Below are 25599 nucleotides of genomic sequence, written 5' to 3'. Positions count from 1 at the left end.
CCCCGGCCCCATGGCGTTTCATCCTCGAGGGGGATGTGCATGCTCAGAGCGCTCCTTACCGCCGGCGTACTCGCCGGCAGCCTTCTTGCCGGCCCCGCATCGAGCTTCACCGGTGGCCGCATCGCCTTCACCGGCAGCATCGTCGAGGCTTCCTGCCCGTTGCGGCAAGACCGGCTCGATTGTCCGGCCGGGCACCCGGCGGACGCTGTCGTTCGCCGCGCGGACACCAGGCAGTTTCTGGGCATGGCCGCTCATGCCAGCCTGCTCGACTACGCAGTGAGGCGGGACCCCTCGCGGTCCTGGAACCTGGTGGAGGTGACCTATCGCTGAAGCTCAGCCGGGCAAGCCCCAGATCGCCCGATCGAGGTCGTGATCGAGGCCGAAGGCACTCATCGGTACGCGGCCGTCCTTCACGGTGACGCCCTCGGCCTTCAGCCGCCGGCATTGTTCGCGAAACCCGCGCGTGCCGGCGGGTATGCCGATGCGTCCGTCGGCACGCAACACACGATGCCAGGGAAGTTCGGCACGGTCGGGAGCCTCGCCCAACACCTTGCCGATGAGACGGGCGCGCCCGGGGTAACCGGCGCGCGCCGCAATGGCGCCGTAACTGGCCACGCGGCCCTTCGGAATGGCGGCGACCGCCTCGATGATGCGTCGTGCCCGCAAGCGGCTGGCGTCTTCATCGCCGATTTCATCGCGCATGCTCGTTTCCTGCATGTTCCGAGACGTCGTTAAGGGTACCATCCGAATCTCCTCACGACGGACCCGTGGATCACGGCCATGCGACACTTCGAAGCGATTCGCTCCCATGTCGGCGGCATTCACAAGCTCCGCCAGAACGAGCCCTACGTCATCAGCTTCGACCTGGAACTGCCCGACGGTCGGCACCAGGGCATTTACCTCGCCGAACTGGAAGATGGCGAGGGGCAACGCTTTCTCCGGCTGTCGACGCCCATCGGCCCCTTGGCCGGCGTGGACGCCCGGCGCTGCCTTCGCTTCAACTGGGAACAGCGCACCGGCTACCTCGCCGAAGCGGACCTGGACGGGTCACCCTACCTGCACCTTTGCGAGAACCGCCCGTACGACTACCTGGATGAGCGCGAGCTTGCCCGGATCATCGAGGAGCTGGGCGCCACGGGCGACCAATTGGAGCAGGTGGTGAACGGCGAAGCCGACGCCTTGTAGGTTCCGTCAGAACAGCAGATTGCCCAGCTTCACCAGCCCGTACCCGATGCCCGCGGTGATCGGCAAGGTGAGGATCCACGCCCACACCATGCGCTCGACCACCGACCAGCGGATGGCGTTGAAGCGCTTGGCCGCGCCCACGCCCATGATCGACGCGGACACGTTGTGCGTGGTGGACACCGGCACGCCAAGCATCGACGCGGTAAGAATGACGGCGGCCGAACTGCCTTCGGCGGCGAAACCGTTGATGGGATGCAGCTTCACCATCTTGTGGCCCAGCGTCTTGATGATGCGCCAGCCGCCCCCGGCGGTACCGCCAGCCATGGTGAGCGCGCACACGACCTTCACCCATATCGGAATGGGGAACCCGCCTGCCGCCGCGGGATCGTGCGGAATGCGCAGGAATTCCAGGAATACCGGCAGGTGGTCGAACTGCCCCGCTGCCGTGGCACCGGCGAGCGCGAGAGCGATGATGCCCATGCTCTTCTGGGCGTCGTTCATGCCGTGCGACAGGCCCATGGCGCTGGCCGAGACGATCTGCGCCTTGCCGAAAAAGCTGTTCACGAAGGGCGTGCGGCCGAACCGGCGCAGGGTGCCGCTGCGGCTGGAGAAGAAACCCAGCAGCGCGTAGAGGCCGCCCATGATGGCGAAGCCGATCACGAAGCCGAGGAACGGCGAGACGATCATCGGCACGATCACCTTGGGGATCACGCCCTTGCCCAGCCACCAGTGCGCACCGCCCTGCCACCAGATGATCGAGTGGAAATTGTCGTGCGCCGCGGCGAGCGCGGCACCGCAGAGGCCGCCGACGAGGGCATGGCTGGAACTGGACGGCAGGCCCAGCCACCACGTGATGAGGTTCCAGATGGTGGCGCCCAGCAGCGCGCTGATCAGGAGCTGCGAGCCGACCTCGACCACGCCGGTGTCGATCAGCCCCGAGGCGATGGTGGCGGCCACCGCCGTGCCCCACAGGGCACCGGCGAGATTGGTGACGGCCGCCAGGAGCACGGCCTGCCCGGGCGTGAGCACCTTGGTGGCGACAACGGTCGCGATGGAATTCGCCGTGTCGTGGAAGCCGTTGATATAGGTGAAAGCGAGGGCGATCAGGACGACCGCGATGACCATGCTCATGGAGTGCGGGCCGTCAGGAGTTCTTGAGCACGATGGAGTAGACGACATTGCCGACGTCGCGGCACTTGTCGACGGCCTTCTCGATCAGCTCGAAGAGGTCCTTGGCGAGAATGGCGCGGAGGGGGTCGGAGGCCTCCGCATACAGGGTGCGATACGGGTCGAGAAGCAGGCGGTCGGCCTCCGACTCCAGGGCCTGGAGCTGGTCGCGCAGCTTTTTCACCGGGTCGATCTTCAGGCCGTGGCGAAGCTGTCCGATCATGGCCACGACCACGTCCGCGGAGCGTTCGAGCAGCGCCGCGCGCTGGCTGAAGTCGATGCCCTGCAGGCGCTCGGCCACGATCACGTAGCGCTCGGCGAATTTCTCGATGGTTTTCGGAATCTTGTACAGCGCCGAGTTCAGCGCCTCGATATCCTCGCGGTCCAGGGCGGTGACGAAGGTATTCACCAGTTCCTCGCCGATCTGCCCGTGCAGGGCTTTCTCGCGAGCGCGCGCCGTGCTGAAGGCCGCCATGACCGGGGTGCGGTCGGTCTGGGTCACGAGTTCGTGCATGGCACGGGCGCTCTCGCGGGCCGCTTCGGCGCTGGCCTCGAGCAGACCGTAGAACTTGTCGCCCTTACCGAACATCGTCTGGAGTGAAAACATGGCGTCGCCTGGGAACCTGGGGGATTTGTGACCGCAATGTTACCGGACTGGCCCCCGCCTTTGCGCCCGGCGCGTCGACGCGACACACCGCGGCGGCCCGGCAGGAGCCATCCGGCCGCGTTTTCGCCCCGGGCCATCTGCTATATAAGCCCCCGATGCTCACTGAAATCCTGCTGGTTCTCGTCCTCTCCCTCGGCAACGGGTTTTTCGCCCTGTCCGAAATGTCCGTGGTCGCGTCGCGGAAGAGCCGCCTGAAGCAGATGGCCCGCGACAGCCGCCGTGCGCGGGTGGCCCTGCAGCTGGCCGAGGCGCCGGAGCGGTTCCTCTCCACGGTGCAGGTGGGCATGACCCTGATCATCCTGGTCACCGGCGCGTTGGCCGGCGACCGGCTGGGCGAACACTTCACCGCCCTCATCCATGGCGGTGGCGCGGCCTGGCTGGAGCCCTATGCCCGCATCCTCGGCTGGCTGCTGGGTTTCCTCCTCATGTCGCTGGTCCAGATCGTCATCGGCGAGCTGGTACCGAAACGCGCCGCCCTCTCCGCTCCCGAGCGCATCGCATGCCAGATCGCGGTGCCGATGCTCGTGATCTCTCGCATCACGTTGCCGATGGTGTGGCTGCTCAACCACCTTTCGACGGGCATCCTCCGGGTGCTGCGCCTGCATCGGGTGGGCGCGAACGCGGCCACCGAGGAGGAGATCCGCCTGCTCGTGGCCGAAAGTGCCGAGCAGGGCATCCTCGACAGCGACGAACGCAACATGGTGAACCGCGTGCTCCGCCTGGGCGATCGCAGCGTGGGCTCGGTGATGACCCCGCGTATGAAGATCGCCTGGCTCGACGTGGCGGCCACGCACGAGGACAACCTCGCCGTGCTCCGCGAGACCCAGTTTTCCCGCTACCCCGTCTACCGGCGCGACGAAAGCGAAGTGGTCGGGACCGTCGAGGTGAAGTCGCTGGTCGTGTCGCTCGAACGCGGGCATGTCGATCTCTTCGAGCACGTGTCGCGTCCGCTCTTCGTCCCGGCGACGGCGCGCGCGCTGGACCTCCTGGAGGCCTTCCGTGACGCGGACACCCAGCTGGCGCTGGCCGTGGACGAATACGGCGACATCGAGGGTCTGGTGACGCTGAACGACCTCCTCACGGCCGTGGTGGGCGCCACCGCCCCGGCCTCCGACGACATCGACCAGGACGGCCCCATCGTCCGCCGCGACGACGGCAGCTGGCTCGTGGACGGCTCGCTTTCCGCCGACGACCTTCGCGAGCTGCTCCAGCTGGACCGCCTGCCGAACGAGGAAGAGCACGACTTCCGCACCGTGGCCGGCATGGTCACCACGCAGTTCGGGCACATTCCCCGCGCGGGCGAATCCTTCACCTGGCAGAACCACCGTTTCGAAGTCGTGGACATGGACGGCGCCCGCATCGACAAGGTGCTGGTGAGTACGGTGGAGACCGACGACGCTCCCGTCGAGGAATAGGCGCTCCGGTTCAATGCGGGTTCAAGGCCCGGCGGTGACAGTCGTGCCATGACCAAGGAACGCGAACCCCGCGAAGAGAAAACCGCCGCCCTGCTGAGGGCGGCACTCATGTCCACGCCCGGCGAACGCGTGTCCGTGGAGCAACTTCTCGAACCGCTGCGCCGGCGCGCCTTCGGCTTTCTTCTCCTGTTGCTGGCGATTCCCAATTTCCTCCCCGTGCCGATCGGCATCGGCGGCATCATGGGCGTGCTGGTGATCGCCCTGGGCCTGGAAATGCTGATCGGCCTGGAGCACCCGTGGATCCCCGGGTTCCTGCGCCGGCGCACGATGTCGCGCGAGGGGTTGCTGCGTTTCCTCGATCGCATCGAGCCGATGACTCGGCGTCTGGAGAAGATCTGCAAACCGCGGCTGCAACGCCTCACGCGGCGGCCCTTCACCTTCGTATCGGGCGCGATCATGATCCTCGTGGGCATCCTGCTCGCGCTGCCCATTCCCTTCACGAACTACGTGTTCGGCGGCATGCTGATCGCCTTCGCCTTCGCCCTGGTGGAACGCGACGGCGCACTGCTCGTGGCCGTCTGGGCCACGACCGCCGCCATCGTCGTGGCATCCGCGAGCTTCAGCCACGCGCTGGCGGGATTCTTCCGCGACCTCTTCTGAGCCTGCCGGGGCGCGAAGCCCTCGCGCTCAAGGGTTGCCCTTGTGCGCCAGCTCCGCCATACGCTGGGCATCGGCGAGGATGCCGTGCAGGATGCGCAGTTCGCGCAATTCCGGCCGTGCGCGAAGGAACAGCTTGCGCAGCTTGAGCATGATGGTGGTGGGCGAGCGGCCCTTGTGGAATTCGATGTCGTCGAGCGTTTCCGCGAGGTGGGTGAAGAAACGCTCCACCTGTTCGGCATCGGCAGGGGCTTCGTCCGGATCGATATCCGCCACCGGCGCGCGCACCTCCTCGGCAAGCATCGCCATGCGCAGTTCGTACGCCACCACCTGCACGGCCTGCGAAAGGTTCAGCGAACTGAAATCGTCCACGCTGGGAATGCGCACCATCGCATGGCATCGCGACAGTTCGTCGTTCTCCAGGCCCGTGCGTTCGTTGCCGAACACCAGCGCCACGTGCTCGCCCCGGCGCGCGGCGGCCAAGGCCTGGGCCGCACCTTCGCGTGGGTCGAGTTCGGGCAGGTTCACTCCCCGGCGCCGGGCCGACAGGCCCAGCGCGAAGGTGGTGCCCGCGAGCCCGGCGACCAGGTCGTCGTGGATGGCAGCCTGCCCCAGCACGTCGTCCGCCCCTGCGGCCAGGGCCGTCGCTTCCGGGTCGGGGAAGCGGTGCGGGGCCACCAGCGTCAGGCGATCGAATCCCATGGTGCGGATGGCCCGCGCGGCCGAACCGATGTTCCCCGAGTGCGAGGTGCGAACGAGGACGAATCGGAAGAGATCGTGGAGTTCGTGCAGGGCCATGGCTGGCGATTCGGCTGGAAGGACCGGAAAGTCTACAACGGCAACGACTTGGGCGACGCGGGGCACAGTGGTAAACTTCGGGGCTGAAGCGGCTTTCGACCGCTCTCCCGTTCTTTTGCCAAGTCGATCCCCATGCCAAGACCCGCCGTCAACGTCGCGGCGCGCGCAGCGCGCTCCGCAGGAAACATCATCCTGCGCTACATGAACCGCATCGAGGGCCTCGCGGTCGTCGAGAAGCAGCGGATGGACTTCGCCTCCGAGGTCGACCGCCTCGCCGAAGCGGAAATCGTCAAGGAACTGCGCCGCGCGTATCCCACGCACGCCATCCTGGGCGAGGAATCCGGCCAGACGGGCAAGGGCCCGCTCACCTGGGTGATCGATCCGCTCGACGGCACGCACAACTACCTGCGCGGCATTCCCCACTTCAGCGTGTCCATCGCGCTGGTGGAAAAGGGCGAGCCGGTCTACGGCGTGGTGTTCGATCCGCTGCGCGACGAACTGTTCACCGCCAGCAAGGGCGATGGCGCCTACCTCAACGATCGCCGCATCCGCGTCGGAAAGCGCGAAGGCCTGGCCGGCGCGCTGATCGCCACGGGCTTCCCGTACCGCGTGCGCAATCACCTCGACTCGCAGCTGGCCATGACCGCCGCGCTGCTCAAGGAAGCCGAGGACGTCCGCCGCATGGGCTCCGCCGCGCTCGACCTCGCCTACGTAGCCGCCGGTCGCGTGGACGGCTACTTCGAACCCGGGCTCAGCGTGTGGGACATGGCCGCGGGCGCCCTCCTCGTGCGCGAGGCCGGTGGCGTCTATGGCGATTTCGCCGGGCGCGAGGGGCTGCCCGAGAGCGGCAACATCGTCGCGGGCAACCACAAGGTGGCCGCCGCCATGACGGAAATCATCGGCGCAAATGCCACGCCCCGCCTGCTAGGGGTGTAATCCTACGTCGCCCGGGGAAAGCGCCCGGGCGGCACTTCCGGTTTTCCTACATACCGTCCAGGGCTCGGCCATTACCTTTCCATCCGCGGACGGAAAGTCCGCCGAACCGTATCCCCGACGGACAAGGAAATCCATGGCTCCCCACATCGTTCCCGGCCGCGTCGCGGCCGCACTCGCGCTAGCCTTCGCCACGGCCGCATTCGCCCCGGCCAGCCAGGCCGAGATCCGCACCATGATCGTCACCTCCGATCCGCAATATCCGTGGACGCCCTCGTCCGATACGGATGAACCGGAAAGCGAGGCGGACCGCGATGAGCGATCGCGCGCGCTCATCGAGGAGCAATATCGAAGCATCGCCGCCTACCGCGCTGCCCGTCCCGGTCAGGACATCCCCGTGTTCATCAATGGCGACATCACGGCCTACGGCCACGGCTGGCAAAGGAGTGTGATGGCTGAGCTGCTGGAGATCCTGGGCGACAATGTGCACATCGGCCTGGGCAATCACGACTACGCCAACAACATCAGGACGTCCGACGGCAGCGGCTGCTACAACAATGGATGCGCACGCGACAGCATCGATGGGCTGGTGCAGCACGTGACCCGCAAGCGCGGGAAAGTGGCGTTCGACTTCGCCATCCACCCCGGCGTGTTCGGGGACGATTACGAAGGCAGCCTTGCCTATGCCGTGCGCGCACCGGGCATGGATCGTGTGTTGAACGTGCAACTCAACAATCACCCGAGCTATGAGGTCACATTCGACAGCTACACCGCCCTGCGGAAGGCGAGTTACAAGATCACCTCGTCGTTGCCCTGGCTGGAGAAGCTTTTCAAGACAAACCTCACCGTGCCGCCGTACGGGAAGCCGTCGGACCGGCCCTTCGACTTCGCCATCGTGCACATGCACGATCCGGTCGCGGACGGGGCCAACTTCGAATTCGCCAGCATGGTGGCAAACAACGACGTGGCGGCCATATTCGCAGGACACCTGCACGCATGGGCAGGACAGTACGGCGACATTGGCGGTGTCCCCGTATTCCTCAGCGGATCGGCATCCCGACGCACCTACCTGATCGTGGAACACGACACAGATGCGTCCGAACTGCGGGTCTACCGCGTGGCCGACAACGATCCCGACCGGAAGACCCTGGCTGGCCGGGTCAGCATCCCGCAGCACTAGTGACGCCCAGGTTGATCGGAAGGCTCTTAAGGAGGCGCCGCCCTCAGAAGCTCTCGCAGGAAAGGCACCGTCACTCGCCGTTTCGCGGCGAGTGACGCCCGGTCGAGGGTGTCGAGCAGGTCGAGCAAGGTGCCGAGATCGCGCGCGTGGTGCGCGAACAGCCAGTCGAGCACGGTGTCGTCCAGTTCAATGCCGCGCGCGCCGGCCTGCTCGCGCAGCACGTCCCTGCGCTCGGCGTCGCCGAGCGGCTTGAGGACCGCCTGGGTCAGCGAACCCAGCCGCGAGCGCAGGTCGGGCAAGACGATGCCGACGGAACCCGGCGCGCCACTGGCGGAAAACAGCAACGTGCATCCCTCTGCCCGGTAGCGGTTGAAGGTATCGAACAACGCGTGCTCCGCCTCGCTTTCACCCGCGACGGAATCGATGTCGTCGATGGCCAGCAGGTCGCTGCCCGCCATGCCGCGGATGGCCGCCGCCCGCGATCCGCGCAGGGCGGCAAGCGGCAGGTATTGCGCGGTGCGGCCGGCGTCGATCGCCGCCTGGCAGGACGCAATAAGCAGGTGGGTGCGGCCACTGCCCATGGAACCGGCGACGAACACCCATGGTGCCGCGGGGCTCGCCGCTGCCGCGCGCAACGCTTCGACGGCCGCCGCGTTGTCTCCCGGATGGAAGTGCTCGAAGCGCTGCCGTCGCGGCCAGCGCAACGCAAGGGGGAGCTGGCTGGTCATGGCCCGCCGTCGCCGGATACCGGCGGCTGCGGCCTGCGTGTTTCCACGTCGACCTCGACCTCCACCTCGATCGACTGCGCGGGAGCGTCCGCCGCCGGTTCCATGTAGAGGTCGCTTTCGCGGTAGCGGCCGATCGCATAGCGCATCAGGACGACCACCACCGACGCAGCGGGAAGCGCGAGCAGCACGCCCAGAAACCCGAAGAGGTGTCCGCCGGCCAACACGGCAAAGATGACCGCCACGGGGTGCAGACCGATCTTTCCGCCCACGAGGCGCGGCACCAGCACGTAGCCCTCGAGCAGCTGGCCGACGGTGAACACCACGCCGACGAGGATCACGTGCGTCCAGTCGCCATACTGGACCAGGGCCGCGATCAGCGCCGCAACGAAGCCGATCATGAAGCCGAGGTACGGGACGAAACTGAGCAGGCCCGCGACCATGCCGATCAGGGGACCGATGGAAATGCCGACCAGCGTGAGCCCCAGGCCGTAGAAGACGCCGAGGGCCAGCATCACGAGCAACTGGCCGCGAACGAAGGCACCCAGCACCTCGTCGGACTCGCGGGCGAGACGCACCACGGTCGGCTCGATCGAGCGCGGAAGCATGCGCTGGATCTGCGCCATCATCGCGTCCCAGTCGCGCAGCAGGTAGAACGCCACGACGGGAATCAGCACGGCGTTGGTCAGCCACATGACCACGCCCATGCCGGATTGGGTGACCTTCGCCACCGCCTTCGCGGCAATGGTGCCCACTGAGCCGATGTGTTCGCGAACGGTGGCCAGCAGGCGGTCCGTATCGAAGACATTCGGATCGAGCCGCAGCTTTGCCTGGACCCACGGCAAGGCCGTCATGCGAACCCAGTCCACGTAGTGCGGCAGGTTCTCGGCGAGGTTCTGGAACTGGCGCTGGATCAGCGGGATCAGCAGCAGGAGCACACCCACCACGACCACCGAGATCACGGTGAACACGATACTCACCGCCCAGGTACGACCCATGCCGAGGCGTTGCAGGCGGTCGGCCAGCGGGTCTCCGAGGTAAGCCAGCATCGCCGCGAGCGCGAAGGGCATGAGCACCGGCGCCAGCAGCCAGATAAGGAAGACGATGACGGCGGTGATGGCCAGCAGCTGCCAGCGACGGGACGTTTCGTGATTCATCGACATCCGTCAGGGAACCCAGCGCACGGCAAGGTCGGCGCCGTCATGACCGTCCCCGGCGAGGACGTGGCCCCCGGCGGAGTAACCTGCGACCAGCCGCGCGAGCGGTGCGCTGGCCGATACGTCGAAGAGCACGCCGTCGGCCGTGGCCGCCACCGGGGCAATGGACTTCACCGAAGGATCGTTCTGGAAGGTGGACAGAAGACCGGCGTAGTCGGCAGCGGAATGGAGCCCGGCCACCCATACCTTGCCGCTGGTGCTGCCGCCCTGGGTGGCGGCGAACTGGCGATCGAGCTTGTCTGCCATGGCGTTGGCGCCATTGGTCAGCAGCGCTGCGCGAGCTTCGCCGCTGTCTTTCCAGCTGGACGTGCGGCCGGCCGAAACAAGGGTCCAGTCGGTCTGGTCGGCGCCGATCTTGCCGACGAGCACCACCGCCGTGTTGTACTGCCGGGCCACGCCGGCCACGGCCGCGGGGTCGCCCGCCGCGAGGGCGGCCGGGTCGCCAATGGCGCCGTCCTTCGGCACGACGATCTGATATCCGCGGGTGTCGGCCATCTGGGCCAGCGGGGCGAGTTCATCCTGGCCAAGGAGCTTGCCCGCGGCGTCCCGCGCGACCACGAGCACGGGGGCCTTGGGTGCCGCGACAGCGGCGTCGCCGACGGCCAGCACGCGCCGAACCGCGCCCGGATCGAACACGATCTCCAGGCTCAGGGGGGCCCCGTTGGCGCCGCCCGTGCGGGCGTACTGGTATTGCTGGACAAGGCCGCCCGGCTGCTTCATGGCGTCGGCGTAGCCGGCCTTGCCGCGAGGGTCCGCCCCGTTCGAGGCCCGGGCCAGCACCTGGGTAAGACCCGTCGCGAAGGCCTGGTCGCGCACCGCGGCGCTGGTATCGGCCACCGGCACCGTCACCGTGTAGATGGACGTCTGTCCCGAGGCCGTGCCAAGAAAGGCGACCGCGAAGAGCATCGATGTCGCGAGGATCCGGAGTAGGCGCATGGTTTGGGCATCGCTCTGTGAAGGCAGGAAGTCTGCCCAAACCATGCCATGGCGTCCATCCAGGGGCCGTGCAGGCCCCGGTCACGGCCCCGCTTGCTGTTAGAATGCGCGGTTTCCAATAGTGCCGGAACCGCTTATGTCCTCCGACCAGGGCTCCCTCACCTACCGCGACGCAGGCGTGGACATCGACGCCGGCAATGCCCTCGTCGAGCGCATCAAGCCGATGGTCAAGCGCACCTTCCGCCCCGAGGTGATGGGCGGACTGGGCGGCTTCGGCGGCCTGTTCGACCTTTCCGGCCGCTACAAGGAACCCGTGCTCGTTTCGGGCACCGACGGCGTCGGCACCAAGCTGAAGCTTGCCCAGCAGCTCGGCCGCCACGACACCATCGGCATCGACCTGGTGGGCATGTGCGTCAACGACGTGCTCGTGCAGGGTGCCGAGCCTCTGTTCTTCCTCGACTACTTCGCCACCGGCAAGCTCGATGTCGACACGGCCGCCTCGGTGGTCGGCGGCATCGCTCGTGGATGCGAGCTCGCCGGCTGCGCGCTGATCGGCGGCGAAACGGCCGAAATGCCCGACATGTACCCGCCCGGCGAATACGACCTGGCCGGCTTCACCGTCGGCGCCGTGGAAAAGTCCGCCATGAACGACGGTTCCTCCATCGTCGCGGGCGACGTCATCCTGGGCGTGGCCTCCTCCGGCCCGCACTCGAACGGCTATTCGCTGATCCGCCGCATCCTCGAACGCGCGGGCTCCCCGCTGGAGACCGATGTCGGCGGCGTGAAGCTGGTGGACGCGCTGATGGCACCCACCACCATATACGTGAAGCCCATGCTGGACCTGATCGGCAAGGTGAGCGTGCACGGCATGGCGCACGTCACCGGCGGCGGCCTGAAGGAAAACATCATCCGCGTGGTTCCCGACGGCCTGGCCCTGTCCATCGACGCCTCATCGTGGGATCTGCCGCCCGTGTTCCAGTGGCTGCAGCGCGAAGGCAACGTCGCGGACGAGGAAATGTGGCGCACCTTCAACTGCGGCATCGGCTTTACCGTGCTGCTCGCCGAGGGCCAGGTCGAGGCTGCAAAGGCCGTGCTCGCCGGTCATGGCCTCGACAGCCAGGTGATCGGCGTGGTGGTCGCCCATGAAGGCGGCGAACGCGTCCACATCGCCTGATTCCGATGCCTCGCCCCCTTCGCGTCGCCGCACTCGCATCCGGGCGCGGCAGCAATCTTGCCGCGCTCGTCGCCGCGCGTGACGCCGGGCGCCTGCCCGTCGAATTCACGCTCGTGGGCAGCGACAAGAAGCTGGCCGGGGCCCTCGCGGTCGCCGCCGCGGCAGGCATTCCCACGGTGGCACTGAACCCGAAGGACTACGCCACGCGCGCCGAATTCGACAGCGCCCTGTTCGGCCGGGTGGCCGACAGCGGGGCCGACCTGCTCGTGCTGGCCGGTTATATGCGCATCGTCGACGCGGCGGTGGTGGCGCCATGGGAAGGCCGCGCGATCAACGTGCACCCCTCCCTGCTGCCGAAGTACCGCGGCCTGCATACCCATCGCCGCTGCCTGGAAGCCGGCGACGCCGAGCACGGTGCCAGCGTTCACTTCGTCACGGCGGAACTGGATGGCGGCCCCGTGGTCGCCCAGGCGCGCATTCCCGTCCATCCGGGCGACACGGAAGACGACCTCGCCGCGCGCCTCCTGGTCGAGGAGCACAAGCTCTTGCCGGCAGTTGTGGCGGCGATCGCAACGGGACGACTGCGCTGGCAAGGCGGCCCGCTGTTCGACGGCGCGCCGCTGACGCGCCCCCTGAGCCTCGCGGAACTGTAAGACACCGGCGATTGTGGGAGCCGGCTATGCCGGCGATCCCGCGGCAGCGGGCAACCTTGCCGCGAGCACCCATCGCCGCTGAAGCGGCTCCCACACAAAGCCAGGCTGCGGCTTCCACATAGGGATCCCGGCTCGGGCGTGGCCCGGCATTCAGCCTCGCGGCTTACAATCCGCTACATGACGACCCGCACCCTCCTCCGCGCCGGCCTCGCGCTGGCCCTCGCCCTGCCTGCCGCCGCGTTTGCCGCGGACGTGCCGCAGTCTTTCACCGCTACCTACCAGGTTTCCAAGGGCGGCGATCCGCTCGGCGAGGCCACGGTCACGCTGAAGCCGGCCGGCGGTGGCCAGTTCGAATACTCGAACCAGACCAAGGGCACCTCGGGCCTGGCTGCCATGCTTGGCGCGAATGTGTCGGAAACCTCCCGCTTCACCTGGGCCGGACAGGTCCCGCAGGCAGTGAGCTATCACTACCAGCTCGACGCGGCGATCAAGTCGAAGACCCGCGACCTCGCCGTGCAGGGCGGCACCGTCCAGGTGCAGGACAACAAGAAGAGCTTCACCTACTCCGCCGTGCCGGGCATGGTGGAACGCAACACCCTGCCGCTCGCGCTGGGGGTTGCGCTGCGTTCCGGCCAGAAGGACCTGGCGTTGCCGGTGGCGGTCAAGCAGGAAGTGGAGAACCAGAAGTTCAAGGTGTCGGCCACCGAGAAGGTTACCGTTCCCGCCGGCTCCTTCGAGGCCGTTCGCGTCGACCGCACCGACGCCGACCGCGGGTTCAACGCGTGGTACGTGCCGGCGAAGTATCCGGTGCCGGTGAAGCTGGCCCAGAAAGACGGCGGCGACATGACGATGGAGCTGGTGAAGTTCGAAGGCCGCTAATTACTGTGGGAGCCGCTATAGCGGCGAGAAGCCTACGAAGCGGTGTAGCGGTGAGGCGGGTTCCCTCGCCGCTATAGCGGCTCCTACAGCAGTCGATTAGCCCGGCAGCCGCCGGATCTTCGCACCCAGCACGCCGAGCTTTTCCTCGATGTTCTCGTAGCCGCGGTCGATGTGGTACACGCGGTCGACCGTGGTGTCGCCTTCGGCAACCAGACCGGCCAGCACGAGGCACGCCGATGCGCGCAGGTCGGTCGCCATGATCGGCGCGCCGCTCATCTTCGGTACGCCGGTAATGATGGCCGTATTGCCTTCCAGGCGAATGTCCGCGCCCAGGCGCTGCAATTCCAGCGCGTGCATGAAGCGGTTCTCGAACACCGTCTCGGTGATCACGCCCACGCCCTCGGCGATGCAATTGAGCGCGGTGAACTGCGCCTGCATGTCGGTGGGGAACGCGGGGTATGGCGCGGTGGTGAGGTTCACCGCCTTCGGACGGCGACCCTGCATGTCGAGTTCGATCCAATCCTTACCGGTGTTGATATGCGCACCGGCTTCCTCGAGCTTCTGCAGCACGGCGTCCATGGTGTCGGCACGGGCGCCGCGCGCACGCACCTTGCCGCCGGTCATCGCCGCACCGACCAGGAAGGTGCCGGTCTCGATACGGTCGGGCAGGACTTCGTAATGCGCGCCGTGCAGGCGTTCCACGCCGTGCACGATGAGCGTGGACGTACCGATGCCGTCGATCTGTGCGCCCATCGCGATAAGGCAGTGCGCGAGGTCGACCACCTCGGGCTCCTGCGCCGCGTTCTCGATGACGGTGGTGCCTTCGGCGAGGGTGGCCGCCATCAGGATGTTCTCGGTGCCGGTGACGGTCACCATGTCCATGACGATGCGGGCGCCCTTCAGGCGGCCGGAGCGCGCCTTGATGTAGCCGTTCTCCACACTGACATCGGCGCCGAGTGCCTGCAGGCCACGGATATGCTGGTCGACCGGACGGGAGCCGATGGCGCAGCCGCCGGGCAGCGAAACTTCCGCCTTGCCGTAGCGCGCGACGAGCGGGCCCAGGACGAGGATCGACGCGCGCATGGTCCGCACGAGGTCATACGGGGCCACGCAGGAGTTCTCGGGACGCGGGTCGATGTGCATCTTCATGCGGTCGTCGAGGACGACCCGCACGCCCATGCGGCCCAGCAGTTCGATGAACGTGGTGACGTCGTGCAGGTGCGGCACGTTGCCGATGCTGACCGGCTCGTCGGCGAGCAGGCAGGAAGCGAGGATGGGCAGCACGGCGTTCTTGGCGCCGGAAATGCCGACCTCGCCTTGGAGCGGCTGGCCGCCGCTGATCAGGATCTTGGCCATGGAGGGGATGCCTTGGAAGGAAGGTCAGGCGACGTAAGCCGCGGCGCACGTATCAACGGCGGCTGGCGGCTTCGTCGGGAGTGAGGGTCTTGAGGCCGAGGGCGTGGATGGCTCCGCCCATGAGATCGCCGAGGGTGGCGTAGACGAGGCGGTGGCGGGCCAACGGCAGCTTGCCGGCGAACTGTTCCGAGACCACTTCGGCCTCGAAATGAACGCCGTCGTCGCCCTGGACGTCCACCCGCGCGCCGGGCAGTCCGGCTTCGATCAGTGCCTGGATGCGCGCAGCGTCCATGAAATCTCCGGTAAAGGGGTCGCAGCGTGGGAAGGGGTTCCGAAACGGACCCTGAACCACCCGTCGATGGCAGCAACCATAAAATGAGAATATGTAATGGTAATGGAAATCCGGTGTCGCAGAAATGGACATCCCGGGTAACCAGGGAGCCCACCCGGACCTCGAGGTCGCATGAACGCCCGCACCGCACCGCCAGCCGCCAACCGACTCGTGGACGCCGACGCCGTCGTGCGCAGTGCGCGCAATGTCATCAAGACCGAGGCGGCCGGCATCCGCGCCCTCGAGGCGAGGATCGACGCGGCGTTCGTCCAGGCCTGCCAGATGATCCTCGACTGCAAGGGCCGCGTCGTGGTTTCCGGCATGGGCAAATCGGGCCACATCGGCCGGAAGGTCGCCGCCACCCTGGCCTCCACCGGCACCCCGTCCTTCTTCGTGCACCCCGGCGAGGCCAGCCACGGCGACCTCGGCATGATCCAGCCGGACGACATCGTGCTCGGCATCTCGTATTCGGGCGAAACGGACGAACTGCTCTACATCCTCCCGGCGATCAAGCGCCAGGGCATCTCCCTCATCTCGATCACGGGCAATCCGGCCTCGTCGCTGGCCACCCAGGCCGACGTCAATCTCGACGCCAACGTGGCCTGCGAGGCCTGCCCGCACGGCCTGGCCCCCACCGCCAGCACCACGGCCGCCCTGGTCATGGGCGACGCCCTGGCGGTGGCGCTGCTGGAAGCGCGGGGCTTCACCTCGGACGACTTCGCCCGCTCCCATCCCGCCGGCAGCCTCGGGCGCCGGCTGCTCCTGCATATTTCCGACGTCATGCACGCCGGCGACGACGTGCCGCGCGTCCGCCTGGACGCCTCGCTCAGCGAGGCACTGGTGGAAATGTCGCGCAAGCGCCTCGGCATGACCGCCGTCGTCGACGGCGATGATCGCCTCCTTGGCGTGTTCACCGACGGCGACCTTCGCCGTGCCCTCGACGACGACGGCGTGGACCTCCGCAGCGCCTCGGTGGCCCAACTCATGACGCGCGGCCCCAAGACCATCGGCTCCGACAAGCTCGCGGTCGAGGCGGCCCAGCTCATGGAGAAGCACCAGATCAACGCCCTCCTCGTCGTAGACGCGGAAGGCCGCGTGGTCGGCGCACTGAACATCCACGACCTGCTCCGTGCCCGCGTCGTCTGAACGAGAGCACCCCGGTGCCCTCCCCCGGCACCGATCCGTCCCCATATAGCGAAACCATGGCCTATACCCACTACACCGAAATCCCTGCCGACGTCGCCGAGCGCGCGGCACGCGTGCGCCTCGTCGTCTTCGACGTCGACGGCACGCTGACCGACGGCCGCCTGTGGTACGGCGAGGACGGCCGCGAGACCAAGGTTTTCCACGTGCACGACGGGCTGGGCCTCAAGGCCCTGCAACGGAACGGGGTGAAGGTCGGGATCATCACCGCACGCATCAGCCATCCCGTGTCCCTGCGGGCCGAAGAACTCGGCATCGCCCACGTGTACCAGGGCCAGAAAGACAAGCGGGCATGCCTGACCGGCCTGCTCGACGCGCTCAGGCTCGCGCCGGAGGAAGCGGCGTTCGTGGGCGACGACCTGCCCGACCTGCCGGCCATGGGCATCGTCGGCCTGGCGGTCGCCACGGCGAATGCCCACCCCTGGGTCGCGGAGCGCGCCCACTGGCGCACTCGCCTCATCGGCGGTTATGGCGCGGCGCGCGAGGTGGCCGACATGATCCTGGCGGCCCAGGGCAAGGCAGAAGCCGAAAGGGACCGCTGGCTATGAGCGTGTTCAACCTCATCAAGGATCGCGGGGCGGCCGGCACGACCGGCATCCTCGCGGCCGTCCTTGGTGCCAGCGTCCTGCTCTATTACTGGACTGCGCCTGAGAAGAAGGTGCAGGACTTCGTCGGTCCGCCCCGCTCCGGGTATGTCCTCACCAACTTCGACCTCGATTCCTACAACGAGGAGGGCAAGCCGGCCTTCAAGCTGGTGGCACCGCACCTGGAGCGCCGCGAGGGTGATGAGTCCCTCTACATCAATGCGCCGAACTTCGTGCTGCCTTCCACCAAGGAAACGAACGTTCCCCCGTGGACGGGCCATTCCCAGTACGGATGGGTGAACAAGGACGGCAGCCTGCTGAAGTTGCAGGGGAAGGTTCACATGGACCGCGTGGCTTTCCAGAACAACCAGCCGGCCAGCATCGACACCTCGGAAGTCACCGCCTGGCCCAAGGAAAACCGCCTGGAAACGGCGGAGGCGGCCCGGATCGTTCAGGGAACATCTACAATGCAGGGCGTTGGCATGCGCGCCAATCTCGATACCAAGCACCTGGAGCTCCTCGATGCCGTTCACACCGTCTACCAGCCGCGCAAACGCTAAGGTCGTCATGGCGACGCTCGGTATGGCGCTTCTGGCGAGCACATCCGCGTTCGCGAAGAAGGCCGACCGCGATCAGCCCGCCGACGTCGTTTCGAAGTCCTTCGACGGCACCCAGGCGCCGCAGAATGGGCAGCCGGGCAAGGTCATCTGGACCACCAACGTCGTTCTGACCCAGGGCACCCTGAAGATCACCGGCAACAAGGCCACCGGTTATCTGGACGGCGACAACACGCTCACCCGTGTGGTCGTGGAGGGCTCCCCCGCCACCATCCATCAGCTGGACGATCAGAACCAGCCGATGGACGGCCGCGCCAGCAACATCGATTACAAGATCGACAAGGACTTCGCCGTTCTCACCGGCAATGCCTATGTGAACCAGCCGGCCAAGGGTAGTGCCCAGGGCGACAAGCTCACCTACAACACCAGCGACAGCACGATGACCGGCGAGAGTAGCGGCGGAGCCCCCGTGCACATGACCTTCCAGCCGAAGAACAAGGCCCCCGGCACGCCCGCCACGTCCCCCGCGACACCGGCGAAGAACGACACGCCGGCCACCGACAGCAAGAAGCCCTGACCCGATGCTTTCAGCCCAAGGCCTGCAAAAGCGCTTTCGCGCGCGCCAGGTAGTTCGCGATTTCGCCTTCTCCATCCGCGAGGGAGAAGTGGTCGGCCTGCTCGGCCCCAACGGCGCCGGCAAGACCACCTGCTTCTACATGGTGGTGGGACTTATCCAGGCCGACGCCGGGTCGATCAAGCTCGACCAGCAGGACATCACCGGCCTGCCCATGCATGCGCGCGCGAAGCTCGGCATCGGCTACCTGCCCCAGGAAGCGTCGGTGTTCCGTCGGCTCAGCGTGTCCGACAACATCCTCGCGGTGCTCGAACTGCGCGACGGCATGACGCAGAAGCAGCGCGAAGACGAACTGGAAAGCCTGCTGGACGAACTGAAAATCGCGCACATCGCCGAGCAGAAAGGCATCAGCCTTTCCGGCGGCGAGCGACGCCGCGTCGAAATTGCCCGCGCACTGGCCGCCCGCCCGCGCTACATGCTGCTGGACGAACCGTTCGCCGGCGTGGATCCGATTTCGGTCGGCGAGATCCAGCGCATCGTTCGCCACCTGAAGGAACGCGGCATCGGCGTGCTCATCACCGACCATAACGTTCGTGAGACACTGGGCATCTGCGACCGCGCCTATATCCTGAACGACGGCGAGGTGCTTTCACGCGGCACGCCGCAACACATCCTAGCGGACGAAAAGGTGCGCGAGGTGTACCTGGGTCGCGAATTCAGGATATGACCTCCAGCCGGCCGGGATAGCCGACCGGGCGCTGGTCTGGGCCACTCCCAGGGGGTAGGATGGCTCGGGAACCACAAGCGTCGAAGGCATGAAACCCGGACTCCAGTTTCGCCTCCATCAGCAACTCACGCTGACGCCGCAATTGCAGCAGGCCATTCGCCTGTTGCAACTGTCGCAGCTTGAGCTCGAGGCCGAACTCCGCCAGATCGCGGAAAGCAACCCGCTGCTCGAGTTCGCCGAAGATGCCGAATCGGACGCCGAAACCGAGGCAACCGAAGAAAACGGTTTCGAGGCTCCCGAATTCCCTTCGCGCGAGGAATCTCCCGCCAAGTCTTCCAAGGAAGACGACGAATCCACCGCCGCCCCGTCCGAGGAACTGGCTCCCGAGTGGGAGGACGACCGTTTCCAGGGCGACCCGAGCGAATACGGTGGCAGCGCTTCCCGCACGGGGGGCACGGACGAGGACGGTTTCGAGCCGCAGAACGCCGCCCCGGAAAGCCTCCAGCAGCACCTGGAGTGGCAGCTCAACCTGTCCCAGTTCTCTCCGCGTGACCATGCCATCGCCACGGCGATCATCCACGCGCTCGACGAAGACGGTTACCTTCGCGACGGCATCGCCGCCGTGGATGCCGCCCTGCCGGCTGAAATGGCAGCCAGCCCGGACGAGATCGAAGCGGTGCGCCAGCGCGTGCAACGCTTCGATCCCACCGGCGTCGCCAGCCTCGACCTCCGCGACTGCCTGTTCTGCCAGCTTTCCCAGTTCTCCCTCGACACACCGCACCGCGAACTCGCCATTCGCGTTGTGAACGAAGAACTCGAACTGCTTGCCAGGAACGACATCGCGAAGATCGCGCGCCGCCTGAAAGCCGCGGAGGAACACGTGACGGCCGCCGCCGCGCTCATCCGCAGCCTCGACCCGCGCCCGGGCGCGGCGCTCGACGCCACCCCCGTGGAATATGTGGCGCCCGACGTCTACGCGCGCCGCGAGAACGGCCGCTGGCAGGTCAGCCTCAACCCCGACGCACAGCCGCGGCTCGGGCTCAACCAGCACTACTGCAACCTGATCGCCCGCGCGCGCGGCGAAGACGCCACCTGGATGAAAGGCCAGTTGCAGGAAGCCCGGTGGCTGCTGAAAAGCCTGCAGTCCCGTGCGGAAACCCTGCAGAAGGTGGCCGACGTCATCGTGCGGCGGCAGAGTGCCTTCCTCGACTACGGCCCGGAGGCCATGCATCCGTTGGTTCTGCGTGAAGTGGCAGAGGAAGTGGGCATGCACGAGTCCACCATCTCGCGCGTCACCACGCGCAAGTACATGCACACGCCCCGCGGCACCTTCGAGCTCAAGCACTTCTTCTCCAGCGGCGTGGCCACGGAAGACGGCGGCAGCGCATCCGCCACCGCCATCCAGGCCATGATTCGCAAGCTCATCACGTCGGAGGACGCACGCCGCCCCCTGTCCGATCAAGCCCTGGCGGAAGAACTGCATCGACGCGGCATTCAGGTGGCCCGACGTACCGTGGCCAAGTACCGCGAAGCGATGCGTATCCCCAGTTCCAGCGAACGCGTTCGCGCGAACTGACGACGCGAAGGAACCCCACCGGAGGCACGCGGTCAGAACGGTTCAAGACAAGGGAGCGACGCTCCGTCGCTCCGATCTCGCCGCCCCAGGGCGGCACCCTCAGCAAGAAGGAGGCGTCATGCAAATCCAGATCAGCGGCCAGCACATCCAGATCACTCCCGCCCTGCGCGAGCGTGTGGAACAACAGATTGGTCGCTTCGAACGCCTTTTCGACAACATCAAGGGCCTTGACGTCGTGCTCTCCGTCGACAAGGCGGAGCACAAGGCCGGCGGCACCCTGCACTGCGCCGGTACCCGGCTGCATGCGGACGGCGTCGCCCGGCTGGAAGACGACGACAAGAAAGACACCATGTACTCCGCGATCGACGAAATGATCGAGAAGCTGGCCGGCCAGCTCAAGAAGCACAAGGAAAAACTCAAGGACCACCACAACAGTGAGGTCCGGGAGTCCCGCGTCCCCGGCTGACCCAGGCAGTCCAGCCGCCCTTGATGGCACAATAGGACCCAGGCCGGCGCGCCCCGCGTGCCGGCCTTTCCTTCCCAAGGGACCAAGAGCCTGTTCATGGAACGGCTGACCGCCAGACAACTCTTCGACGGAGTACACGAGCGCATGGCCTTGCGCTGGGCCGCGGGCATGCGTGGGGAATCCCGTGTGCTCGAACCCAACGCAAAGCAAAGCCGGCGCCCCTCGCTCGTCGGCTACCTCAACGTGATCTACCCCAACAAGGTGCAGATCATCGGTACCGAGGAGCTGAACTACCTCGACGGCCTGGATTCGCGCCAGCGCTGGGAGGCCATCCACAAGATTGCCGCCTACCAGCCGGCCGCGCTGATCGTCACCAAGGATCAGTCCATCCCGCCCGACCTGCGCGAGGTGGCCGAGGAAACCGATACCCCGCTGTGGCAGAGCACGAAGCGCGGCCACGAGCTCCTCACCTACCTGCAATACCACCTGGCCCGCACGCTGGCGCCCCAGGTCACGCTGCACGGGGTGTTCCTCGAGGTTTTTTCCATCGGCGTGCTGATTACCGGCGAGCCGGGCTCGGGCAAAAGCGAACTCGCCCTCGAACTCATCAGCCGCGGCCATCGGCTGGTGGCCGACGACGCCACCGAATTCACGCTGATCGCTCCGGACGTCATCGACGGCGCCTGTCCGGAACTCCTCCAGGACCTGCTGGAAGTGCGCGGCCTGGGCGTGCTGAACATCCGCGAGATGTTCGGCCACACGGCGGTGAAGCCTTCGAAGTACCTGCGCCTCGTGGTCCACCTGAAGCCGCTGCAGATCGGCGAGGAAGGCGACGCCATGACCCGGCTCACCGGCGATGTCAGCCGGCGCAACGTGCTGGACGTGGACGTGCCCAAGATCACCATTCCCGTCGCGCCGGGCCGCAACCTGGCCGTGCTGGTCGAGGCCGCCGTGCGCAACCATGTGCTGAAGAGCAAGGGCATCGATCCCGCGCAGACCTTCATCGACCGCCAGGCGCACCAGATGCGCCGCTTCTCTCCATGGTGACCTTCCAGTGATCGACGAAGTCATGAGCCCCATCGTCGAGCCCGACGCCATCCATCTCGTCGTGCTCACCGGCATGTCCGGCGGCGGCAAGACCGTGGCCCTGCGTGCGCTGGAAGACCTCGAGTTCTATTGCGTGGACAACATGCCCGCGGAACTCATCCCGCAGCTGGTCGCCGCAGTGAGCCAGGGCGAACACGGTCCGCGCCGACGCATCGCGGTAGGCGTGGACGTACGCAACCGCCGAATCGACCTGGCGCGCATGCCGCATGTGCTGTCCGAGCTGTCCACGGCCGGCGTGCACGTGCATCTCATCTTCCTCGACAGCCGTGACGACGTGCTGATCAAGCGCTACTCGGAAACGCGCCGGCGCCACCCGCTGGCGGCCGAGAAACTGTCGCTGGCCGATTCGATCGCGCAGGAACGGAAGCTGCTGCGGCCCCTCGTTTCCATCGCGGAAAAGGTCATCGATTCCAGCGACCTGAACGTGCACCAGTTGCGCCGCCTTTTCGCCACCGGGTACGCCGCGGCCTCGGACGGCACCACGCTGCTGTTCGAATCGTTCGCCTACCGCCGTGGCCTGCCCTCGGACGCCGACTTCGTATTCGACGCCCGCTGCCTTCCCAATCCGCACTGGGACCCCCGCCTGCGACCATTCTCCGGCAAGGACCTCCCGGTGAGGGAGTTCCTCGACGCGAACCCGCTCGTGGGCGAGTACTATGACGACGTCGCACGGTGGCTCGATACCTGGCTCCCGCGATTCGACGGCGAAGACCGGAGCTACGTCACCGTCTCGATAGGCTGCACCGGCGGACGCCATCGCTCGGTCTACCTGGTCGAGAAGCTGGCCCAGCATTTCCGCTCGGAGCGCGGCAACGTTCTTACCTTCCATCGCGAACTCGAGTGACATGACCCACGGATCCCACCAGCCGCATCGAGACACCGGGCCATGACCGTCGGCGTGCTCCTCATGACCCACGAGGCCGTCGGCAAGGCGCTGATTTCCGCTGCGCGCCACGTGATGCCGAAGCTGCCGCTGGATGTCGACGCCGTCGAGGTGCCGCCCAGCGCAGACCCAGACGTCATGCGCAACCTCACTGCGCGGCACGCCCGCGAACTCGACCACGGCGACGGCGTGCTGGTGCTCGCCGACCTCTACGGCGCCACGCCCTGCAATATCGGCCTCTCGCTGGGCGAACTCGGCGTGCACCTGCGCTGCGTGTCCGGCCTCAACCTGCCGATGCTGCTGCGCGTGCTCAACTATTCGGAAAAATCGCTTCCCGAACTGGCCGAAATCGCGGCCAGCGGCGGTCGCGGAGGGATCTTCATCGACCATGCTTGAACGTGACATCGTGGTATCGAACCGGCTCGGCCTGCATGCACGCGCATCGGCCAAGCTCGTGCAGCTGGTCGCGGGATTCAAGTCGACGGTCTGGCTCGTCAGCAAGGGACGCGAGGTCAATGCACAGAGCATCATGGGCGTCATGATGCTGGCTGCCGGCATGGGCACCTCCCTCACCGTGCGCGCCGAAGGCGAGGACGCCGAGCAGGCCGTCGCCGCTGTCGTCGACCTGTTTGACCGCAAGTTCGACGAAGGCGCCTGACATGCCGATTCGCCTGCCGCGGATGGAGCCTCTATGAGACTGGTGCTGACCGGTACACCCGCTGCCAGAGGCATGGCCCTCGGACGGGCCCGTCTGGTCCAGCCGAGCCTGCTCGCAGTCGACATGCGGATGCTCGAAGACGCCGAGGTCGGCCCGGAAATCGAGCGCCTGCACAAGGCCATCGACACCGCACGCACCGAGTTGCGCGAACTGCGCGGCAAGTTGCACGGGGCCCTTGCCCGGGAAGTGGGCGACTTCATCGACGCGCACAGCCTCCTCCTCGACGACGAAGAACTCCTGCGCGGCCTGGACGATCTTGTGGCCGTGGGCCACTACACGGCCAGCGCCGCGCTGAAGATGCAGCGCGACCGCCTCGCCGCCGTGTTCGATGCCATGAACGATCCCTACCTGAAGAGCCGGGGCGAGGACATCGACCAGGTCATCGGGCGTGTCATGTCGGCGCTGAACCAGCAGTCCAGCCGCGAGGAGCGCAAGCTTGCCGCGCGCGTGGGTGAGATCGTCGTGAGCGACACCATCGCCCCGGCCGACATGGCGGGCATGGCGGGCCAGGGCATGCTCGGCGTCATCGCGAGCGCAGGCAGCATCTACTCGCACAGCGCCATTCTTGCGCGCAGTTTCAACCTTCCCATGCTCGTGGGCACGCGCGACGCACTTGCCACGATCAACGACGACGACCTCGTGCTGATCGACGCGGAACACGGCGAAGTCATCGTGCATCCCACGGCGCAGGACCTCGCGCGCTACCGGCAATGGCAGCGTCAGGCTGCCGCTGAAGGCCGCCGGCTGGCCGCGCTCGCCACGGCGCCGACGCTTACGCGCGACGGCGCGCACGTGCGCCTTTATGCGAACGCGGAACTGGCCGGCGACGTCACCCTCGCCCGGTCGAGGGGTGCCGACGGCATCGGCCTCTACCGTTCCGAGTTCCTGTTCCTGCGCCAGCGCGGCCTGCCCTCCGAAGACGAGCAGTTCACGGCCTACCGCGACGTCGTGCTGGGCATGGGCGGCCTGCCGGTCACCATCCGTACCCTGGACCTTGGTGCCGACAAGGCGGACGCAGCGGGGCTGGCGCTGCGCGGTGAAGACAATCCCGCACTGGGCGTGCGAGGCATCCGCCTGTCGCTTCGCTATCCCGACATCTTCAGCGTGCAGTTGCGCGCCATCTTGCGGGCTGCCTGCTACGGCCCGGTGCGCATCCTGGTACCGATGGTCACGCACATAGGCGAACTCACCGCCGTGCGCACACTCATCAAGAAGGCCCGCGAGGATCTTTCCCGGCAGGGCCAGGAGCTTCCGGAACGCCTGGACATCGGCGCCATGATCGAAGTGCCCGCGGCGGCCATCGGCGTCACGTCGATCCTCGCGAAGGCCGACTTCCTCGCCATCGGCACGAACGACCTCGCACAGTACGTGCTGGCCGCGGACCGCAACAACGATGCCCTCGACGGTATCTACGACCCGTTGCAACCGGCATTCCTGCGCCTCATCGCACACGTGATCGCCAGCGCCCGCCGCGCGAAGAAACCGGTAAGCCTCTGCGGCGAAATCGCCGGCGACACGCAGTTCACCGCCCTCCTCCTCGCCATGGGCCTGGAGGAATTCAGCATGCATCCCGGCCAGCTGCTCCAGGTGCGCGACCGACTCACCGCACTCGACTGCGGCGCCCTCCGCCGCGCGGCGCCAGGCCTGTTCCGCGCACACACGCGCGACGAGGTGGAAGCACGGTTGCTCGACGTCGTGGCCAAGCAGGATGGCTGCTCCTGACGTAGCGCTTCCCGAAAACAAAAAGATGGTTCTTCACGCATTTCCGGGGCAGCCCAGGCTTCGAATGGACTGGTCTTGACAGACTGCCCGTGGCGTTCGCTTACCGGGAATCGCCGAAGCTCTTTGCACCGGAGCGTCGACGCATGGGCCCTTGGTGCCCACCCTCGCTGCTCAGACAGGTCCTCCGCGTTCGAAAAGGAAGGCCGCTG

30 protein-coding genes are annotated in these 25599 nt (G+C 66.9%); 21 read left to right on the top strand and 9 right to left on the bottom strand.

Annotated features, from left to right (window positions below; all coding sequences use genetic code 11):
* Positions 1–39 precede the first annotated feature (39 nt).
* A complete protein-coding gene (locus tag FHS47_RS19155; RefSeq protein ID WP_167032061.1) occupies positions 40–330 on the top strand; it encodes a hypothetical protein in 291 nt (96 codons plus the stop codon).
* A gap of 3 nt (positions 331–333) precedes the next feature.
* Here the strand turns inward: FHS47_RS19155 and FHS47_RS19150 are convergent, their stop codons facing one another.
* Positions 334–702, bottom strand: a complete 369-nt coding sequence (locus tag FHS47_RS19150; protein ID WP_167032058.1) for an MGMT family protein — start codon at positions 700–702, stop codon at positions 334–336.
* A 78-nt stretch (positions 703–780) separates the two neighbouring features.
* On the opposite strand from FHS47_RS19150, the gene FHS47_RS19145 reads away from it, so the two are divergent.
* Complete coding sequence (locus FHS47_RS19145) at positions 781–1185, top strand: hypothetical protein (protein WP_167032055.1); 405 nt, start codon at positions 781–783, stop codon at positions 1183–1185.
* A 6-nt stretch (positions 1186–1191) separates the two neighbouring features.
* Here FHS47_RS19145 and FHS47_RS19140 read toward each other — a convergent pair whose 3' ends face one another.
* Positions 1192–2316: an inorganic phosphate transporter gene (locus tag FHS47_RS19140; RefSeq protein WP_167032052.1), complete on the bottom strand. Its 1125-nt coding sequence runs from the start codon at positions 2314–2316 to the stop codon at positions 1192–1194.
* 13 nt (positions 2317–2329) lie between these two features.
* On the bottom strand, positions 2330–2959 hold the full coding sequence (locus FHS47_RS19135) for a pit accessory protein (protein WP_167032049.1): 630 nt from the start codon (positions 2957–2959) through the stop codon (positions 2330–2332).
* 155 nt (positions 2960–3114) lie between these two features.
* Here FHS47_RS19135 and FHS47_RS19130 point away from each other — a divergent pair, with 155 nt between their 5' ends.
* Positions 3115–4434 (top strand): hemolysin family protein, encoded by a 1320-nt coding sequence (locus FHS47_RS19130; protein ID WP_167032046.1) that lies wholly within the window; start codon positions 3115–3117, stop codon positions 4432–4434.
* A gap of 48 nt (positions 4435–4482) precedes the next feature.
* Positions 4483–5094 (top strand): exopolysaccharide biosynthesis protein, encoded by a 612-nt coding sequence (locus FHS47_RS19125; protein ID WP_167032042.1) that lies wholly within the window; start codon positions 4483–4485, stop codon positions 5092–5094.
* A gap of 27 nt (positions 5095–5121) precedes the next feature.
* Here the strand turns inward: FHS47_RS19125 and FHS47_RS19120 are convergent, their stop codons facing one another.
* Positions 5122–5889, bottom strand: coding sequence for an RNA methyltransferase (locus FHS47_RS19120; RefSeq protein WP_167032039.1), 768 nt, complete (start codon positions 5887–5889; stop codon positions 5122–5124).
* 132 nt (positions 5890–6021) lie between these two features.
* Here FHS47_RS19120 and FHS47_RS19115 point away from each other — a divergent pair, with 132 nt between their 5' ends.
* Both FHS47_RS19115 and FHS47_RS19110 read left to right on the top strand, forming a co-directional pair.
* Positions 6022–6825 carry an inositol monophosphatase family protein gene (locus FHS47_RS19115; protein ID WP_167032036.1) on the top strand — a complete coding sequence of 268 codons (804 nt, stop codon included), beginning with the start codon at positions 6022–6024 and terminating at the stop codon, positions 6823–6825.
* A 133-nt stretch (positions 6826–6958) separates the two neighbouring features.
* A complete protein-coding gene (locus FHS47_RS19110; RefSeq protein WP_167032033.1) occupies positions 6959–8002 on the top strand; it encodes a metallophosphoesterase in 1044 nt (347 codons plus the stop codon).
* Between the two features lie 26 nt (positions 8003–8028).
* Here FHS47_RS19110 and hda read toward each other — a convergent pair whose 3' ends face one another.
* Genes hda through FHS47_RS19095 form a run of 3 tightly spaced genes read right to left on the bottom strand, consistent with a single transcriptional unit; the run spans position 8029 to position 10880 of the window.
* Positions 8029–8730: a DnaA regulatory inactivator Hda gene (gene hda, locus FHS47_RS19105; RefSeq protein ID WP_167032031.1), complete on the bottom strand. Its 702-nt coding sequence runs from the start codon at positions 8728–8730 to the stop codon at positions 8029–8031.
* The gene (locus tag FHS47_RS19100; RefSeq protein WP_167032028.1) at positions 8727–9884 is read right to left on the bottom strand and encodes an AI-2E family transporter; all 1158 of its coding nucleotides are present in this window, start codon (positions 9882–9884) and stop codon (positions 8727–8729) included. Before FHS47_RS19100 ends, hda begins: the two co-directional genes overlap by 4 nt.
* 9 nt (positions 9885–9893) lie before the next feature.
* The gene (locus FHS47_RS19095) at positions 9894–10880 is read right to left on the bottom strand and encodes a DUF2066 domain-containing protein (protein WP_167032024.1); all 987 of its coding nucleotides are present in this window, start codon (positions 10878–10880) and stop codon (positions 9894–9896) included.
* A gap of 136 nt (positions 10881–11016) precedes the next feature.
* Between FHS47_RS19095 and purM the strand changes: the two genes are divergently transcribed.
* From purM to FHS47_RS19080, 3 genes are all read left to right on the top strand, one after another.
* On the top strand, positions 11017–12054 hold the full coding sequence (gene purM / locus FHS47_RS19090) for a phosphoribosylformylglycinamidine cyclo-ligase (RefSeq protein WP_167032021.1): 1038 nt from the start codon (positions 11017–11019) through the stop codon (positions 12052–12054).
* Between the two features lie 5 nt (positions 12055–12059).
* Positions 12060–12707: a phosphoribosylglycinamide formyltransferase gene (purN, locus tag FHS47_RS19085; RefSeq protein ID WP_167032018.1), complete on the top strand. Its 648-nt coding sequence runs from the start codon at positions 12060–12062 to the stop codon at positions 12705–12707.
* Between the two features lie 177 nt (positions 12708–12884).
* Positions 12885–13586 carry a DUF3108 domain-containing protein gene (locus FHS47_RS19080; RefSeq protein ID WP_167032015.1) on the top strand — a complete coding sequence of 234 codons (702 nt, stop codon included), beginning with the start codon at positions 12885–12887 and terminating at the stop codon, positions 13584–13586.
* 96 nt (positions 13587–13682) lie between these two features.
* On the opposite strand, the gene murA is transcribed toward FHS47_RS19080, so the two are convergent.
* The gene (gene murA / locus FHS47_RS19075; protein ID WP_167032013.1) at positions 13683–14942 is read right to left on the bottom strand and encodes a UDP-N-acetylglucosamine 1-carboxyvinyltransferase; all 1260 of its coding nucleotides are present in this window, start codon (positions 14940–14942) and stop codon (positions 13683–13685) included.
* A 52-nt stretch (positions 14943–14994) separates the two neighbouring features.
* Positions 14995–15234 (bottom strand): BolA/IbaG family iron-sulfur metabolism protein, encoded by a 240-nt coding sequence (locus FHS47_RS19070; protein ID WP_166700831.1) that lies wholly within the window; start codon positions 15232–15234, stop codon positions 14995–14997.
* 171 nt (positions 15235–15405) lie between these two features.
* Here FHS47_RS19070 and FHS47_RS19065 point away from each other — a divergent pair, with 171 nt between their 5' ends.
* The 12 genes from FHS47_RS19065 to ptsP all read left to right on the top strand — a co-directional run bounded on the left by FHS47_RS19065 (position 15406) and on the right by ptsP (position 25390).
* Positions 15406–16419 (top strand): KpsF/GutQ family sugar-phosphate isomerase, encoded by a 1014-nt coding sequence (locus FHS47_RS19065; RefSeq protein WP_167032009.1) that lies wholly within the window; start codon positions 15406–15408, stop codon positions 16417–16419.
* 56 nt (positions 16420–16475) lie between these two features.
* A complete protein-coding gene (locus FHS47_RS19060; RefSeq protein WP_167032006.1) occupies positions 16476–17024 on the top strand; it encodes an HAD-IIIA family hydrolase in 549 nt (182 codons plus the stop codon).
* Positions 17021–17620 carry an LPS export ABC transporter periplasmic protein LptC gene (lptC, locus tag FHS47_RS19055; RefSeq protein ID WP_167032003.1) on the top strand — a complete coding sequence of 200 codons (600 nt, stop codon included), beginning with the start codon at positions 17021–17023 and terminating at the stop codon, positions 17618–17620. Before FHS47_RS19060 ends, lptC begins: the two co-directional genes overlap by 4 nt.
* 7 nt (positions 17621–17627) lie before the next feature.
* The gene (gene lptA, locus FHS47_RS19050; protein ID WP_208382149.1) at positions 17628–18194 is read left to right on the top strand and encodes a lipopolysaccharide transport periplasmic protein LptA; all 567 of its coding nucleotides are present in this window, start codon (positions 17628–17630) and stop codon (positions 18192–18194) included.
* 4 nt (positions 18195–18198) lie between these two features.
* Positions 18199–18918, top strand: a complete 720-nt coding sequence (gene lptB, locus FHS47_RS19045; protein ID WP_167031997.1) for an LPS export ABC transporter ATP-binding protein — start codon at positions 18199–18201, stop codon at positions 18916–18918.
* Between the two features lie 88 nt (positions 18919–19006).
* Positions 19007–20494 carry an RNA polymerase factor sigma-54 gene (locus FHS47_RS19040; RefSeq protein ID WP_167031994.1) on the top strand — a complete coding sequence of 496 codons (1488 nt, stop codon included), beginning with the start codon at positions 19007–19009 and terminating at the stop codon, positions 20492–20494.
* 118 nt (positions 20495–20612) lie between these two features.
* On the top strand, positions 20613–20960 hold the full coding sequence (gene raiA, locus FHS47_RS19035) for a ribosome-associated translation inhibitor RaiA (RefSeq protein WP_167031991.1): 348 nt from the start codon (positions 20613–20615) through the stop codon (positions 20958–20960).
* Between the two features lie 96 nt (positions 20961–21056).
* Complete coding sequence (gene hprK, locus FHS47_RS19030) at positions 21057–22007, top strand: HPr(Ser) kinase/phosphatase (RefSeq protein WP_167031989.1); 951 nt, start codon at positions 21057–21059, stop codon at positions 22005–22007.
* Positions 22008–22029: 22 nt separating this feature from the next.
* Positions 22030–22911 carry an RNase adapter RapZ gene (gene rapZ, locus FHS47_RS19025; RefSeq protein ID WP_167031986.1) on the top strand — a complete coding sequence of 294 codons (882 nt, stop codon included), beginning with the start codon at positions 22030–22032 and terminating at the stop codon, positions 22909–22911.
* Positions 22912–22953: 42 nt separating this feature from the next.
* Positions 22954–23346, top strand: coding sequence for a PTS fructose IIA subunit family protein (locus tag FHS47_RS19020; RefSeq protein ID WP_167031983.1), 393 nt, complete (start codon positions 22954–22956; stop codon positions 23344–23346).
* A complete protein-coding gene (locus FHS47_RS19015; protein ID WP_167031980.1) occupies positions 23339–23608 on the top strand; it encodes an HPr family phosphocarrier protein in 270 nt (89 codons plus the stop codon). The genes FHS47_RS19020 and FHS47_RS19015 overlap by 8 nt, the downstream gene beginning before the upstream one ends.
* Positions 23609–23641: 33 nt before the next feature.
* Entirely contained in the window at positions 23642–25390 is a 1749-nt protein-coding gene (gene ptsP / locus FHS47_RS19010; RefSeq protein ID WP_167031977.1) for a phosphoenolpyruvate--protein phosphotransferase, read from the top strand.
* The last annotated feature ends 209 nt before the right edge of the window (positions 25391–25599 follow it).

It is taken from the genome of Luteibacter sp. SG786, from assembly GCF_011759605.1.
Lineage (GTDB): Bacteria > Pseudomonadota > Gammaproteobacteria > Xanthomonadales > Rhodanobacteraceae > Luteibacter.
The sequence above is the reverse complement of the archived record's forward strand: the minus strand, read 5'-3'. Positions and strand labels throughout refer to the sequence as shown.